The organism is Burkholderia sp. CpTa8-5 (assembly GCF_017815045.1).
Lineage (GTDB): Bacteria > Pseudomonadota > Gammaproteobacteria > Burkholderiales > Burkholderiaceae > Burkholderia > Burkholderia sola.
Map to the genome: position 1 here is coordinate 168,062 of NZ_JAGIQD010000005.1, position 14,142 is coordinate 182,203.

The window sequence follows — 14,142 nt, forward strand, 5'->3', positions numbered from 1 at the left end:
GTGGGTCCTGTCGCGCCACCCCGGCGCACCCAACCGAAAAGGACCTGCCATGCAACCGCGCCTGAACTTCTATGCCGCCAGCCCGAATGCGATCAAGGTGATGCGCAACGCCGAGGAATTCCTCGCGAAGAGCTCGATCGAGAAGCCGCTCGCCGAACTCGTCCGCCTGCGCGCGTCGCAGATCAACGGCTGCGCGTTCTGCGTCGACATGCACACGACCGACGCGCGCAAGGGCGGCGAAACCGACCGCCGTCTCGCGACCGTCGTCACGTGGCGCGAAACGCCGTTCTTCACCGCGCGCGAACGCGCTGCACTGGAATGGACCGAGGCGCTGACGCTGGTGGCCAGCAACCACGTGCCCGACGCCGTCTGGGAAGCCGTGAAGCCGCACTTCACCGACGAGGAACTGTTCGACCTGTCGATGCTGATCGCGACGATCAACGCGTGGAACCGCTTCGCGATCGCGTTCCGCAAGATGCCCGAGTAAGGCGCCGACGATGATCCGTTCCCCGCTCCATCGCGTCGCGCTATGCGCCGGGCTCGTGCTCGCCGCGGCGCTGCCGGCCGCCGCTCACGCGCACGACGCCGACGACACCGTGCACGCGATCATGCAGCAGGCCGTGCCCGAAGCGCCCGGCAAGCTCGCTGTCGTCGCGACGGTCGACTATGCGCCCGGTCAGGTGTCCGAACCGCACCGGCATCTCGGCTCGGTGTTCGCCGTCGTGTCGAAAGGCGAAGTGCTGTCGCAGGTGAACGACGGCCCGCTGCGCCGCTATCGCGCCGGCGAAGGCTGGTACGAACCGCCCGGCTCGCGCCATCAGGTGTCGCGCAACGCGAGCGCGACCGAGCCCGCGCAACTCGTCGTGTTCGGGCTGACGGGCGAGCATCAGCCGCTGAAGTCGCCGATCGATCAGTGATGCCGGAACGGGCGCGGGCGCGACAGGGCCCGCGCCCGTGTGCCGCGCGCTCGCCCGCCGGTTTTCCGCCTGCGTTCGCTGTCCGGCTGTCTTCCGCCTGTTTTCCCGCCCTTTCTCGTTAGCCGCTTCCTACATTCCGGCGTGGGTGCCCTGCCCGCCGTCGCGTCGCCCCCCCGCTCGTCCACGCCGCTGCTCGCCGTTCCCCTGATCGCGATCAACGCACGCGCGGATCCTTCCTTGAAATTAACTAACCCATCAATTAGCGTCATCTGCATGAACGCGAAATCCGCCGTCGCCCGGCCGCGCGGGCGCCGCCCGTCGGTGGACGACTTCGACCTGCGCGACCACATGCTCGACGTCGCGACGCAACTGTTCGCCGAACGCGGCATCGCCGCGACGACCGTCGCGCAGATCGCCGCCGCTGCCGGCGTCACGTCCGCGATGGTCCACTACTACTTCACGAATCGCGAGCAACTGCTCGACGCGATCGTCGACGAGCGGATCGCGCACGCCATCGCGTTCGTGTGGCGGCCGACCGACCCGCCCGCCGACGACCCGTTCGCGCTCGCCGCCGAACTCGTTGACCGCTTCTTCGACGTGACGGGCCGGATGCCGTGGCTGCCGTCGATCTGGCTGCGCGAGATCGTCCACGAAGGCGGATTGCTGCGCGAACGGATGATCCGCCGCATTCCGCTCGAGCACGTCGGACACCTCGCCGAACGCATTCGCGCCGCCCAGCGGGCCGGCACGCTGAATCCCGCGCTCGAACCCGCGTTCCTGTTCCATTCGATCGTCGCGCTCGTGATGCTGCCGCTCGCGACCGCGAAGCTGTGGCAAAGCGCGCGCGGCCTGCCGCCGATCGACCGCGACGTGCTGCACCGGCATGTCCGCGCGCTGCTGGATTCGGGCATGCGGCCGCCCGCTGCCGCCCCTCGCGCACGCACGCGCGCGCCGCGGAGGCCGTCGTGAACGCGGCGCACCGCTGGCCGCTCGCGCTGGGCGCGGCCGTCGCGCTGCTCGCCGGCTGCGGCCGCCAGACCGATCGCACGCCGACGTATCAAGGCTACGTCGAAGGCGAATTCGTGTACCTGTCGTCGTCGCAATCGGGCACGCTGACGCAGTTGTCGGTCGAGCGCGGCCAGGCAGTCGCCGCCGGCGCGCCCGCGTTCTCGCTCGAGGCCGTCAACGAAACGGCCGCGCTGCAGCAGGCGCGGCATCAGTTCGACGCGGCGCGTGCGCAGCTCGCCGATCTGCAGACCGGCAAGCGCCCGCCCGAAGTGAACGTGACGAAGGCCCAGCTCGCGCAGGCGGCCGCCCAGGCCGCGCGCGCCGCCGCGCAGCTCGCCCGCGACGAACGCCAGTACGCGGCGGGCGGCATCTCGAAGCAGCAGCTCGACGATGCGCGCACGGCCGCGCAGACCACCGCCGCGCAGATGCGCGAGCTGCGAAGCCAGGTCGACGTCGCGCGCCTGCCGGGCCGCGCGCAACAGGTTGCCGCGCAGGCCGCGCAGGTCGACGCCGCGCAGGCGGCCGTGGCCGAGGCGCAATGGAAGCTCGACCAGAAGCGCGTCGCCGTGCCGGCGGCCGGGCGCGTGTACGACACGCTGTACCGCGTCGGCGAATGGGTGCAGGCCGGCAATCCGGTCGTGCAGATGCTGCCGCCGCAGAACCTGAAGGTGCGCTTCTTCGTGCCGGAGGCCGCCGTCGGTTCGCTCGCGCCGGGCCGCGCGGTCGCGATCCATTGCGACGGCTGCGCGGCCGACGTGCCCGCACGCATCACCTACGTGTCGAGCGAAGCCGAATACACGCCGCCCGTGATCTACAGCAACGAGAGCCGGAGCAAGCTCGTGTTCATGATCGAGGCACGCCCCGCCGCGGCCGACGCATCGAAGCTGCGCCCGGGCCAGCCCGTCGCCGTGAGGGTGCCGTGAACGCGCCGCCGGCCCCGTATGCGATCGACGTCGAGCGCCTGAACAAGCGTTTCGGCGACAAGCACGTCGTGAAGGACGTATCGCTGCGCGTCGCGCGCGGCGAGATCTTCGGCTTTCTCGGGCCGAACGGCAGCGGCAAGACCACGTCGATCCGGATGATGTGCGGCCTGCTGACACCCGATTCGGGCAGCGGCACCTGCCTCGGCTACGACATCGTGCGCGACAGCACGCAGATCAAGCGCCGCGTCGGCTACATGACGCAGCGCTTCTCGTACTGGGAGGACCTGTCGATCCGCGAGAATCTCGACTTCGTCGCGCGCGTGTACGGGATGGCCGACCGCAAGGCCGCCGTCTCGCGCGCGCTCGACGGGCTCGGCCTCGCGAGCCGCGCGGACCAGCTCACCGGTGCGCTGTCGGGCGGCTGGAAACAGCGCCTCGCGCTTGCCGCGTGCATGCTGCACGAGCCCGAACTGCTGCTGCTCGACGAACCGACCGCGGGCGTCGACCCGGCCGCGCGCCGCGATTTCTGGGAAGAATTGCACCGGCTCGCCGCGCAAGGAATCTCGGTGCTCGTCAGCACGCACTACATGGACGAAGCCGAGCGCTGCCACAAGCTCGCGTATATCGCGTACGGCGAATTGCTCGCGCAAGGCACGTCGGCCGAGATCGTCGCATCGCAGGGATTGTCGACCCGCGCGGTCACCGGCGAGCACCTGGCCGAACTGTCCGCGCGACTGCATGCGATGCCGGGCATCGACCAGACCGTCGTGTTCGGCTCCGCGCTGCACGTGAGCGGCCACGACCGCGTCGCGCTCGACGCGACGCTCGCGCAGGTCGCGCGCGACGATGCGGCGCTGCGCATCGCGCCGATCGAGACGGGGCTCGAGGACGTCTTCATCTACATGATGAGCCGCGCGTCCGGCCCAGCCGGCGGAGCGACGCGATGAGACCGTGGGCGCGCCTGCACGAATCGTTCTCGACCGCGCGCTGGTGGAGCATCGTGCTGAAGGAATTCCTGCAGTTGCGCCGCGACCGCGTGACGTTCGCGATGATCGTCGGCGTGCCGATCATCCAGCTCGCGCTGTTCGGCTTCGCGATCAACACCGATCCGAAGCACCTGCCGACGGCGGTGATCGCCGCCGATCCGAGCCCGTTCACGCGCAGCTTCATTGCCGCCATGCGCAACTCCGCGTATTTCGACATCGTCGAGACCCTGCCCGACGAAGCGGCCGGCCGGCGCGCGCTCGCGCGCGGCGACGTGCTGTTCGTGCTGAGCGTGCCGGCCGATTTCTCGCGCCGGCTGCTGCGCGGCGAACGGCCGTCGCTGCTCGTCGAGGCCGACGCGACCGACCCCGTCGCGACCGCGTCCGCGCTCGGCGCGCTGTCGGGCCTTGCGCAAGCGGTCGCGGCGAAGGACCTGAGCGGGCCGCTCGCGCACCTGAACGGCCGCCCGGCCGCGTTCGGCGTCGTGCTGCACCGGCTGTACAACCCCGAGGGGATCACGCAATACAACGTCGTGCCGGGCCTGATCGGCGTGATCCTGACGATGACGATGGTGATGATGACGGGGCTCGCGATCACGCGCGAACGCGAGCGCGGCACGATGGAGAACCTGCTTGCGACACCGGTGCGGCCGCTCGAGGTGATGACGGGCAAGATCGTGCCGTACGTGTTCATCGGCCTGATCCAGGTGTCGATCATCCTCGCGGCCGCACGCTTCGTGTTCGCGGTGCCGTTCATCGGCAGCCTGCCCGCGATCTACCTCGCCGCGCTGCTGTTCATCGCCGCGAACCTGACGGTCGGCATCACGCTGTCGTCGCTCGCGCAGAACCAGTTGCAGGCGATGCAGCTCGCGGTGTTCTACTTCCTGCCGAACATCCTGCTGTCGGGCTTCATGTTCCCGTTCGCGGGAATGCCGGCGTGGGCGCGGGCGATCGGCAACCTGCTGCCGCTCACCTACTTCAACCGGCTCGTGCGCGGCATCCTGCTGAAAGGCGACGGCTGGGCCGACCTGTGGCCATCGGTGTGGCCGGTCGCGCTGTTCACGGTCGTCGTGATGGGCGTCGCGCTGCGTTTCTACCGGCGCACGCTGGACTAGGCGGCGCGCGATGAAACCGGCTTCGCGTCGCGCGCGCGCCCCCCGCCCGGCCATCGCCGTTTCGCTGGCGGTCGCCTCGTTCGTCGCCGGCTGCGCGGTCGGGCCGGATTTCCGCACGCCGGACGCGCCGACGACGCAACGCTACACACGCGGCGCACCGCCGGCGACGACGGCCGACGCCGTGCAAACATTCGCGCCGGCCGCGCATACGCCGGTGCGGTGGTGGACGCGATTCGGCTCCGAACCGCTGAACCGGCTCGTCGATACCGCGTGGCGCAACAGCCCGACGCTCGCCGAAGCGCGCGCGCGGCTCGACGAGGCGCGACAGAACCATGTGGCGCAAGCCGGCGCGACGATGCTGCCGCGCGTCGACGCGAACCTGTCCGCGACGCGCGAGAAGGTCGACATCGCCGCGTTCGGCCTGCCGGCCAATGTGCCGAACCCGGGGCCGTTCACGTTGTACGACGCATCGGCGAGCGTGTCGTACACGCTCGACGTGTTCGGCGGCAACCGGCGCGCGCTCGAAGCGCTGCGCGCACGGATCGACTACCAGTCGTACACGCTCGACGCGGCGCGCCTGACGCTCGCGGGCAACGTCGTCGCCACCGCGATCCTGCGCGCGTCGCTCGTGCAGCAGATCGCGCTCACGCGGCAGCTCGCCGACGCGCAGGCGCGGCAGTTGCGCATCGTCGAGGCGCGCGCGGCGGCGGGCGGCGTGTCGCAGGCCGACGTCCACGCGCAGCGCACGCTGCTCGCGCAGACGCAGGCGTCGCTGCCGCCGCTCGCGGCACGACTCGCGCAGGCCGACCATCGCCTCGCGATCCTGCTCGGCGCGCCGCCGGCCGATGCCGACCTCCCCGACCTGACGCTCGATGCGCTCGCGCTGCCGCGTGCGTTGCCGATTACGCTGCCGTCGACGCTCGCACGCGAGCGGCCCGACATCCGTGCGGCGGAGGCGATGCTGCATCAGGCGAGCGCGAACATCGGCGTCGCGACCGCGAACCTGTATCCGCGCTTCTCGATCTCGGCCGGCGTCGGCTCCGAACGCACGAGCGTGGCCGACATCGTGAACGGCCTGAATATCTGGAACATCGGCCTCGGTCTCGCCCAGCCGCTCTTTCGCGGCGGCGAGCTGCGGGCGAAGCGACGCGCGGCGCAGGCCGCCTACGACGCGGCGTTTGCGAGCTATCGGTCGATCGTGTTGCAGGCGCTGCAGCAGGTCGCCGACGCGATGCGCGCCGTCGAGCACGATGCCGCCGAATGGCAGGCGCGGGACACGGCCGCGCGGGAGGCGGAAGCCAGCTGGGCGATTGCCGGCGTGCGCTACGCGGCGGGCGGGATCAACGCGTTCGAGCTGCTCGACGCGCAGCGGCAGGCGCTGCAGACGACGCTCGAGCGCACGCGCGCGCAGGCCGACCGGCTCACCGATACGGCCGCGCTGTTTCAGGCGCTGGCGGGAGACTGGGCGGAGCAAACGGCCGCCCCATGAAAAAACCGGCCCGAAGGCCGGTTTTTTCATACCGCATGCCGTGAGCGGCGCTCGCGCGCCGCGCGACATCAGAAGCGGTGGATCAGGCCGACGCCGACGCCGATCTGGTTCTGCTTCGAACCCGCGCCCACGCCGTCGCCGATCGACGTCGTTGCCGCGATGACCGCCGCGCCGTTGAGCGTGTTGCCGCTCGCGTGCTGATACGCCTCAACCGCGTACAGGCCCGTGCGCTTCGACAGGCTGTAGTACTGCGACAGCGTGACCTGGTGATACTTGGCCGAGCTCGAGATGCCGTTCGACTCGGTCGCACGCGTGTACGAGTAGCCTGCGGCGAAGTCCCACTGCGGCGATGCCTTCCAGTGCAGCACGGCGCCTGCCGTGTTGAAGATCGCCGTGTTACGGAACGACGAGCCGACGCCCGGGATGTACTGGACGTTCGAGTACGACGCCGAAATATCCCACGACGGCGTGAACTGGTAACCGGCCGTCACGGCGACGCGCTGTTGCGACTGTGCCGTCTTGTAGCCGTTGTTGATCGACGACACGGCCTGTTCCGCACCGTTGCCGCTCGTGTCCAGACCGTTCTGGGCGGTCGAGTTCGCGCCCCACACACCGCCGCCGAGCGTCGAGTTGTTGATCTTCTGGTAGCCGACCGCGATGCCTGCCGGGCCGTTCAGGTACTGGATCGCCGCGCTCCACGTCGAGCCGCGGTTCGTCGCGCCTGCGACGCCGCCGAACGAGTACGAACCGCCGACCGTGAAGCCGTAGAACTTCGGCGACATGTAGACGAGCGAGTTGTTCGCGCGGTAGCTGGTATCCAGCGAATCGATATCGCCCGGGTGCGCGCCGTAGTAGCCGGTCAGCCAGGTCGTCGGGCTGTACGGCGACAGCAGCGTGTAGTACGCGGTGTACTGGCGGCCGGCCGTCAGCGTACCGTACGTGGAGTTGGTCAGGCCAACCCATGCCTGACGCGTGAAGATGCCGCCCGTCCACTGCGACGAGCCGTTAGCCGTGTTGACGCCGGCTTCCAACTGGAAAATCGCCTTCGTGCCGCCGCCGAGATCTTCGCTGCCCTTCAGGCCGAAGCGGCTGCCTGCCCACACGCCGGTGGACATTTGCACCTTCGAGTGACCGCCCGTGGTCGCACCGACTGCCGACGAGTTGTTCTGCCAGGCGATACCGTTGTCGACGATACCGTACAGGGTCACGCTGCTCTGGGCGTGGGCGGCGGTAGCGGCTGCGAGACCCGCTGCCGTCATGGCAAAAGCGACGCGCTTTTTCATTGATTCTCCGTCCTCAAAGAATGTTTCTTTTCTGGTGTGGTTTTATGACCGACACATGTGCGAGTACATGCCGACGCGATTCTGACGGATTACCGATTGTTTCCCAACATGTGCGGTCGGTCATCGTATGATCGACGCAACGCAGCGGTTCACCAAACGGTTACAAGACAGCCCGAAACGCTTGTGCAGCGGGTGTTTCCGGCATTTGCCGGTGAAAACCCTAGCTTTACATTTTTACGGGTGCAACGCGACCGCCTGATGTCGTCAGACGCCTTCGGCGACAAAACGTCTTACCAATGCGCGTTCGAAGCTGACGCCGCGATTCACGCCGCCGCGCAGGATCGCCGACATTCGTGACACCCACATTTCGAGACACGAAATCATGAAAACGTTTTTAGTCGGCGTGCCGGAAACCGGACGGGTACGGTCCGGCGAACGCGGACCGGCAGGCGATGCCGGCGATCTTCAATGCCGTGGCGCAGAAGCGAGCCGCGCGGACACCGCATCGGCGAGCGCGGTCAGGCGCGCGCGAATCGCCGTGTTCGAACCGACCAGCGCGAGCGACGCCGCCATGATCCGGTAGATACGCTTTCTCGGCACCTTGGCCGGCTTCGCCGGATCGAGCCACGCCGCGTGGCCGGCCAGCAGCTCGAGCGTTTCGAGCCCGATCATGATCGGCCACAGGCACGCGAGCCGCAGCCGCACGAAACGGCGCGGGATCGCGAGTGTATACAGGCATGCGTCGCGATACTGGTCGAGCGCGGCGCGCAGCAGGTCGACCAGCACGCCGCGCGCGCGTGCCGAATCCTCGGGCCGCATCAGGTCGGCCACCACGAGCCCGTGCGCGCGCAGCACGTCGTCGGGCAGGTAGCAGCGGCCGATGCGCAGGTCCTTCGCGCAGTCGCGCAGGATGTTGGTCATCTGCAGCGCCTTGCCGAAACGGATGCCCTTCTCGCGCATGTCCGCCAGATCCCAGTCGCGCGCGGCGCGCGTGTGCATCCCCGTCATGTCGGTCCAGAATTCGCCGACGCAGCCGGCGACGAGATACGTGTAGCGGTCGAGCATGTCGCGCGTCGGCAGCGAGGCGACCTGCCCCGACTGCTCGTCCGGAAACGTGCGCAGGTCGAATTCCATCCCCGCCGTCAGCGTCGCGACGACCTTGCGGATCGACGCGCGATCGGCCTCCGGCTGCGCGCGCAGCAGCGCGAGCATCGGCTCCATCGAGCCGAGCAGCAGGTGTTCGTGCGAATCGGTCTGCATCCGCGTCACGTCGTCGAGCGAACGCGACAGCGCCGCGCCGTCGCCAAGCCGCTCGACGTCGTCGCGCAGGTCGGTCAGCAGCGCCGCGCGCCGGTCGGGCGCGACAAGGGCCGTGTCGGCGATCGTATCGGCCGCGCGCGCCAGCAAATACGCCAGGCCGACCGGGTCGCGCATGCCGTCGGGCAGCACGCGCAGCGTCAGGTAGAAGGAGCGGGAAACGTTCTTCAGCAGCTCGCCGAGCAGATAGGCGGGATCGGTATGGGTCGTCATGGGTCGGGAAAAATCGGCCGGCGCGGGCCCCGGACGCACACGGGCGCCGGGCGCCCGCGCCGGCCCGCGAGTCGCCGCATCGTCGCGCCAGGCGGGCGTCGGCCCCGGTGCGGCGATGCAAAATTCCCGCAAGTTTAGTGCATCCGGCGCGCGGGTTCGCTGTGACGGCCGGAATGCGGTGCGCGCCCGCCTGCCGTCACGCGCGCTACCGTGCGCACTGCCGCCCCAAAACGAAACGGAAAGGTCGAAGTAATACATATGTAATGATTCGATGCGACGATCGCGCACCGTTCGACTCCGCAGCCCGGCGCCCTGCCCGGCCGCCGGCGCGAGCGCCCTTTCCCGACTCCGTTTCGAAGGTTCATCGACATGCCCCTCAAGCGCCCGACCTCCCTGCGCTACGTCCCGTTCGCCTGTGCCGCCGCGTTCCTGCTCGCCGCGTGCGGCGGCGACGACGATCTGACGCGCGATCCCACGCAGCCGATTTCCGCGAAGGTCCAGGTGGTCGGCCATCGCGGCGCAAGCGCGCTGCGCCCCGAACACACGCTCGCGTCGTACCGCAAGGCGATCGAGGACGGCGCCGACGTGATCGAGCCCGACCTCGTGTCGACCCGCGACGGCGTACTCGTCGCGCGCCACGAGAACGAGATCTCGGGCACGACGAACGTGTCGACGCTGCCGCAGTTCGCGAGCCGCAAGGCGACCAAGACGATCGACGGCACGCAGTTGACCGGCTGGTTCACCGAGGATTTCACGCTCGCCGAGCTGAAGACGCTGCGGGCGCGCGAGCGCATCCCGCAGGTGCGCCCGGCCAACACCGCGTACAACGACCAGTTCGAGATTCCGACGTTCGACGAGATCGTCGCGCTCGCGAAACAGATGTCCGCGCAGACCGGCCGCACGATCCACCTGTATCCGGAAACCAAGCATCCGACCTACTTCCAGTCGATCGGCCTGCCGCTCGAGGATCGACTCGTCGACGCGCTGCTGAAGGATGCGTACACGTCGCGCACGGCAACCGTCTACATCCAGTCGTTCGAGGTCGCGAACCTGAAGACGATCCGCAACCGGATCAAGTCGAGCCAGCCGAACTGGAAGCTCGTGCAGCTGATGGACGAAGCGGGCCAGCGCCCGTACGACTTCGTGAAGGCGAACGACACGCGCACCTACGGCGACCTGTCGACGCGCGACGGGATGCGCGAGATCGCGACCTATGCGAACGGCGTCGGGCCGTACAAGACGTCGATCATCGCGGTCGCCGCGGACGGCACGCTGCAGCAGCCGACGCCGTACGTGCGCCATGCGCACGAGGCCGGCCTCGTCGTGCATCCGTACACGTTCCGCCCGGAAAACAATTTCCTGCCCGCGTCGCTGAAGGACGGCGGCACGCCGGCCACGCGCAATACGGCCGGCTCGGTGCGCGAGATCCAGGCATACCTGCGCGCGGGCATCGACGGCTTCTTCACCGACGATCCGGCCGTCGGTCGCACGGCCGTCGATACGTTCAAGCGCTGATACCCGGCGCCGACCCGCATCGCGACCGGGCGCCGCGCACGACGTGCCGCGCCCGGTTGCCCCGCGTCGGTCAGATCACGTTGAAGTGGTGCGTGCCGTCCCGCTTCAACTGGTCGACCAGTCCGTACTCCCAGTCGAGATATGCCTGCATCGCGGCGGCCGCATTGTCGGTGCCTTCGTACGGGCGCCGGTAGCGGTCGACGCGCGGCGACGCAAGATGGGTCTCGCCGCTCTCCAGCGGCAGCCCGGCGTCGATCCACGCGGCCGTGCCGCCGGTCAGCACCCGGATCTCGGCCGAGGCCGGCAGCAGCGCGCGCGCGTCGTCCGCCGCGAACCGCGCGAGCAGGCTCGATCCGCACGTGAACACGTAGCGCTTCGCGGGCGGAATCGCCGCCAGCGCGTCGCGCAACTGCGCACGCACGGCAAACCATGCGCCCGGGATATGACGCTTCACGTAGTTCGCGCTGGCCGTCACGTCGACGATCGCGAGTTCGCCCGGCGCGGCTTCCTTCAGCCAGCCGGCGAGCGTCGCGGGCGACACGTCGGCTGCGGGCGGCGTCGCCGGCACGTCGCGCGGCGGCTGGCCGCGCTCGGCGAATGCCGCGGCACCGGCCGGTTCGACGACGCGCACGTCCCAGCCCATCTGCGCGAGCCACGATGCGGTCATGTCCGCGCGCACGCCGTCGTCGTCGGCCAGCACGATCCGCGCGCCGCGCACGGCCGCGTGATGGTCGGTCTCCTGCACGAGTTGGCCGCCCGGCGTGCTCAGGAAGCCAGGCAGGTGGCCGGCTTCGTATTCCTCGGGCGTACGCACGTCGAAGCGGTACAGCGTGCGGCCCGGCTCGTCGAGCGCCGCGACGTCGGCCAGCGCGATGCGCGGCACGCCCGCGCGCTCGGCCACCGCGCGGGCGGCCCGACGCGCGTCGGCGCGCTGCGTCGCGTCGATCTCGTCCGGAAAGCGGCGCGCCGCGCCGCGCTCGAGCGTCTGGCCGGCCAGCGTCCAGCCGATCGTGCCGTTGCGCAGCGCGGCGACCGGGTTCGGCAGTCCCGCGTTGACGAGCGATTGCGTGCCGATGATGCTGCGCGTGCGGCCCGCGCAGTTGACGATCACCTGCGTCCGCGGATCCGGCGCGAGCGCGCGCACGCGCAGCACGAGCTCCGCGCCCGGTACGCTGGTCGACGTCGGGATGTTCATCGTCTGGTACTCGTCGAAGCGGCGCGCGTCGACGATCACGACATCGGCTTTCGCATCGATCAGCGCCTGCACCTCCTGTGCGGACAGCGACGGCGTATGGCGCTCCGCCTCGACCCATTCGCCGAACGACTTGCTCGGCACGTTCACGTCGATGAAGAGCTCGCCGCCCGCCGCGACCCAGCCCGCGAGGCCGCCGTCGAGCAGCCGCACGTCGGTGTAGCCGAGCCGCGCGAGCGTCGCGGCCGCGCGCGGCGCGAGATCCTCGCCACCCGCTTCGCCGAACACGACGACCGGCGTGTCGCGGCGCGGAATCCGCGTCCACGCGTCGAGTTCGAGCTTCGACAACGGAAAGTTGGCGGCCCACAGCGGATGGCCCTGTGCATACGGATCTTCCTCGCGTACGTCGATCAGCGCGATCTCGTCGCGGGCCAGCAGGCGTGCGCGTACGTCCTCGTACGACGCGGCGGGAAAACGGGAAGTGGAATCGGCGGATTGCGTCACGATGTCTCTATGTTGAATGCGTTGAAGTCGGTGAAGAAAGCGGAACAAATCAAGCGTGACCCTGCCCGCGCGCACCCGCAACGGGCCGGGCGTCGCGCGTTCGCGTCAGGCATTCGAATAGCCGGACACGAACGGCTTCACGGTACCGTCGTCCAGGTACACCGCGCGCTCGACCTTGCCGATGTTCGCGCCGTACACGTGGATGCTGATCGATACCTGGTCGGCGAACGCGTTGGTCACGCGGTGCACGTCGCCGATGCGCGGCGACACGGCCTCGACCTCGCCCGGCTGCAGCCGCACGGCGTCGCCCGCGGGCACCGGCTTGCCGGCCGCGTCGAACCGGTACGGCTGCGAGAACTCGCCGCCGCGCAGCATCCCGATCAACCCCCACACCGTGTGGTCGTGGATCGGCGTGGCCTGGCCGGGCCCCCACACGAAGCTGACGACCGAAAAGCGCTCGTCCGGGTCGAGATGCAGCAGGTACTGCCGGTAACGCTCGGGATCGGGCTGCGCGAACGCGTCGGGCAACCAGTCGTCGTGTTCGACGAGCGCGGCAAGCAGCGCGCCGCCCTCGTCGAGAATGCGCGCCTCGTTCGCGCCGGACGCGAGCAGCGCATCCAGCCCCTCGACGAACGGACGCAGCGGCGTCTGCTGCAACGAAAGCGTACTCATCGGCCGGCTCCTCGAATATGATGCGGAATATGATGGATCGTCATGATGCACCCGAAAGACCATGCAGAACAAACATGAAAATTAGCGATATCGACGCTTTTGCAGCGGTCGTCCGCTGCCAGACCCTGAGCCAGGCCGCGGCCGAGCTCGGGATGACGCAGCCTGCGATCACGCGGCGCGTCCAGAATCTCGAGGAAGCGCTCGGCGTGACGCTGCTCGACCGCAACACGAAGCCGCCGCGCCCGACCGACATCGGCCGGCAGGTGTTCGAGCAGTGTCGCGCGATCCTGCGCGAGGTTGACGCGCTGCGCGAACTGACGGCCGGCGAGCAGCCCCCGGCCGGCGAATTCCGGATCGGGCTCACGCAAGGGCTCGGCGAGCTGATGCTGCCGGCGCTCATCGCGGAACTCGCCGCGCAGTGGCCCGCGCTCGCGACCCAGGTCACGACCGCATGGGGCGGCCTGCTCGTCGAACGCGTCGCCCGCCGCGAACTCGATGCGGCGCTGGTCTTCCTCGCCCGCGAAATGGTGCTGCCGGCGCAGGTCGAGGGTGAACGGTTGCTGGCCACGCGGCTCGTCGCGGTCGGCCGCAAGGGCGACTGGCCGCGACGCAGCTACCGGCTTGCCGATTGCCACGCGCGCGGCTGGGTGCTCAATCCGGACGGCTGCGGCTTTCGTGCGGGCCTGCGGCGCGCGCTCGACGCGCAGGGCCTGCCGATGCCGGTCACGCTCGATGCGTACGGCCGCGACCTGCAACTGCAGAGCGTCGCGAACGGCTTCGGCCTCGGGCTGATGCCGCTGCCGCTCGTCGAAGGCAGCCCGCTGCGCGATGCGCTCGACATCGTGCCGCTCGCCGATTTCAAGCCGCAGATCGACCTGTGGCTGCTGCGCCGGCACGATGCGGCGCGCCTCGACGCGCCGCTGGCGGCCGTCGCCGCGCATGCGCGCACGGCATTCGCGCTGCCCGAACGATCGCACGACAAGGCCGCCTAACGTGCTGGCGGTGGCTGCG

Annotated in this window: 13 protein-coding genes; 9 read left to right on the plus strand and 4 right to left on the minus strand. The window is 69.5% G+C overall.

What is annotated here, in order from left to right:
* Positions 1 to 49 precede the first annotated feature (49 nt).
* The 7 genes from J8I35_RS10585 (at position 50) to J8I35_RS10615 (ending at position 6,435) form a co-directional block, all read left to right on the plus strand.
* Entirely contained in the window at positions 50 to 487 is a 438-nt protein-coding gene (locus J8I35_RS10585) for a carboxymuconolactone decarboxylase family protein (RefSeq protein WP_209925297.1), read from the plus strand.
* 10 nt (positions 488 to 497) lie between these two features.
* Entirely contained in the window at positions 498 to 917 is a 420-nt protein-coding gene (locus J8I35_RS10590) for a cupin domain-containing protein (RefSeq protein ID WP_124630287.1), read from the plus strand.
* A gap of 273 nt (positions 918 to 1,190) precedes the next feature.
* Positions 1,191 to 1,886, plus strand: a complete 696-nt coding sequence (locus J8I35_RS10595) for a TetR/AcrR family transcriptional regulator (protein ID WP_050010929.1) — start codon at positions 1,191 to 1,193, stop codon at positions 1,884 to 1,886.
* Positions 1,883 to 2,848, plus strand: coding sequence for an HlyD family efflux transporter periplasmic adaptor subunit (locus J8I35_RS10600; protein WP_209925299.1), 966 nt, complete (start codon positions 1,883 to 1,885; stop codon positions 2,846 to 2,848). The genes J8I35_RS10595 and J8I35_RS10600 overlap by 4 nt, the downstream gene beginning before the upstream one ends.
* On the plus strand, positions 2,845 to 3,795 hold the full coding sequence (locus J8I35_RS10605; protein WP_089489318.1) for an ABC transporter ATP-binding protein: 951 nt from the start codon (positions 2,845 to 2,847) through the stop codon (positions 3,793 to 3,795). The genes J8I35_RS10600 and J8I35_RS10605 overlap by 4 nt, the downstream gene beginning before the upstream one ends.
* Complete coding sequence (locus J8I35_RS10610) at positions 3,792 to 4,946, plus strand: ABC transporter permease (protein WP_209925301.1); 1,155 nt, start codon at positions 3,792 to 3,794, stop codon at positions 4,944 to 4,946. Before J8I35_RS10605 ends, J8I35_RS10610 begins: the two co-directional genes overlap by 4 nt.
* A gap of 10 nt (positions 4,947 to 4,956) precedes the next feature.
* Positions 4,957 to 6,435, plus strand: coding sequence for an efflux transporter outer membrane subunit (locus tag J8I35_RS10615; protein WP_209925303.1), 1,479 nt, complete (start codon positions 4,957 to 4,959; stop codon positions 6,433 to 6,435).
* Between the two features lie 68 nt (positions 6,436 to 6,503).
* On the opposite strand, the gene J8I35_RS10620 is transcribed toward J8I35_RS10615, so the two are convergent.
* Positions 6,504 to 7,718: a porin gene (locus tag J8I35_RS10620; protein WP_050010924.1), complete on the minus strand. Its 1,215-nt coding sequence runs from the start codon at positions 7,716 to 7,718 to the stop codon at positions 6,504 to 6,506.
* A gap of 465 nt (positions 7,719 to 8,183) precedes the next feature.
* Positions 8,184 to 9,248: a phytoene/squalene synthase family protein gene (locus J8I35_RS10625; RefSeq protein WP_050010923.1), complete on the minus strand. Its 1,065-nt coding sequence runs from the start codon at positions 9,246 to 9,248 to the stop codon at positions 8,184 to 8,186.
* Between the two features lie 369 nt (positions 9,249 to 9,617).
* On the opposite strand from J8I35_RS10625, the gene J8I35_RS10630 reads away from it, so the two are divergent.
* Positions 9,618 to 10,763, plus strand: coding sequence for a glycerophosphodiester phosphodiesterase (locus J8I35_RS10630; RefSeq protein WP_050010922.1), 1,146 nt, complete (start codon positions 9,618 to 9,620; stop codon positions 10,761 to 10,763).
* A 70-nt stretch (positions 10,764 to 10,833) separates the two neighbouring features.
* On the opposite strand, the gene J8I35_RS10635 is transcribed toward J8I35_RS10630, so the two are convergent.
* Positions 10,834 to 12,459 carry a rhodanese-related sulfurtransferase gene (locus tag J8I35_RS10635; RefSeq protein ID WP_124638086.1) on the minus strand — a complete coding sequence of 542 codons (1,626 nt, stop codon included), beginning with the start codon at positions 12,457 to 12,459 and terminating at the stop codon, positions 10,834 to 10,836.
* 105 nt (positions 12,460 to 12,564) lie between these two features.
* Positions 12,565 to 13,131 carry a cysteine dioxygenase gene (locus J8I35_RS10640; protein ID WP_006482085.1) on the minus strand — a complete coding sequence of 189 codons (567 nt, stop codon included), beginning with the start codon at positions 13,129 to 13,131 and terminating at the stop codon, positions 12,565 to 12,567.
* Between the two features lie 17 nt (positions 13,132 to 13,148).
* Between J8I35_RS10640 and J8I35_RS10645 the strand changes: the two genes are divergently transcribed.
* Positions 13,149 to 14,123 (plus strand): LysR family transcriptional regulator, encoded by a 975-nt coding sequence (locus J8I35_RS10645; RefSeq protein WP_179233168.1) that lies wholly within the window; start codon positions 13,149 to 13,151, stop codon positions 14,121 to 14,123.
* Positions 14,124 to 14,142 lie beyond the last annotated feature (19 nt).

Excerpts from the sequence above, each read along its gene's own strand:
- J8I35_RS10625 (WP_050010923.1), bottom strand. The coding sequence starts at position 9,248 with ATGACGACCCATACCGATCCCGCCTATCTGCTCGGCGAGCTGCTGAAG.
- J8I35_RS10620 (WP_050010924.1), bottom strand. The coding sequence starts at position 7,718 with ATGAAAAAGCGCGTCGCTTTTGCCATGACGGCAGCGGGTCTCGCAGCC.
- J8I35_RS10590 (WP_124630287.1), top strand. The coding sequence starts at position 498 with ATGATCCGTTCCCCGCTCCATCGCGTCGCGCTATGCGCCGGGCTCGTG.
- J8I35_RS10615 (WP_209925303.1), top strand. The coding sequence starts at position 4,957 with ATGAAACCGGCTTCGCGTCGCGCGCGCGCCCCCCGCCCGGCCATCGCC.
- J8I35_RS10640 (WP_006482085.1), bottom strand. The coding sequence starts at position 13,131 with ATGAGTACGCTTTCGTTGCAGCAGACGCCGCTGCGTCCGTTCGTCGAG.
- J8I35_RS10630 (WP_050010922.1), top strand. The coding sequence starts at position 9,618 with ATGCCCCTCAAGCGCCCGACCTCCCTGCGCTACGTCCCGTTCGCCTGT.
- J8I35_RS10585 (WP_209925297.1), top strand. The coding sequence starts at position 50 with ATGCAACCGCGCCTGAACTTCTATGCCGCCAGCCCGAATGCGATCAAG.
- J8I35_RS10610 (WP_209925301.1), top strand. The coding sequence starts at position 3,792 with ATGAGACCGTGGGCGCGCCTGCACGAATCGTTCTCGACCGCGCGCTGG.
- J8I35_RS10645 (WP_179233168.1), top strand. The coding sequence starts at position 13,149 with ATGATGCGGAATATGATGGATCGTCATGATGCACCCGAAAGACCATGC.
- J8I35_RS10595 (WP_050010929.1), top strand. The coding sequence starts at position 1,191 with ATGAACGCGAAATCCGCCGTCGCCCGGCCGCGCGGGCGCCGCCCGTCG.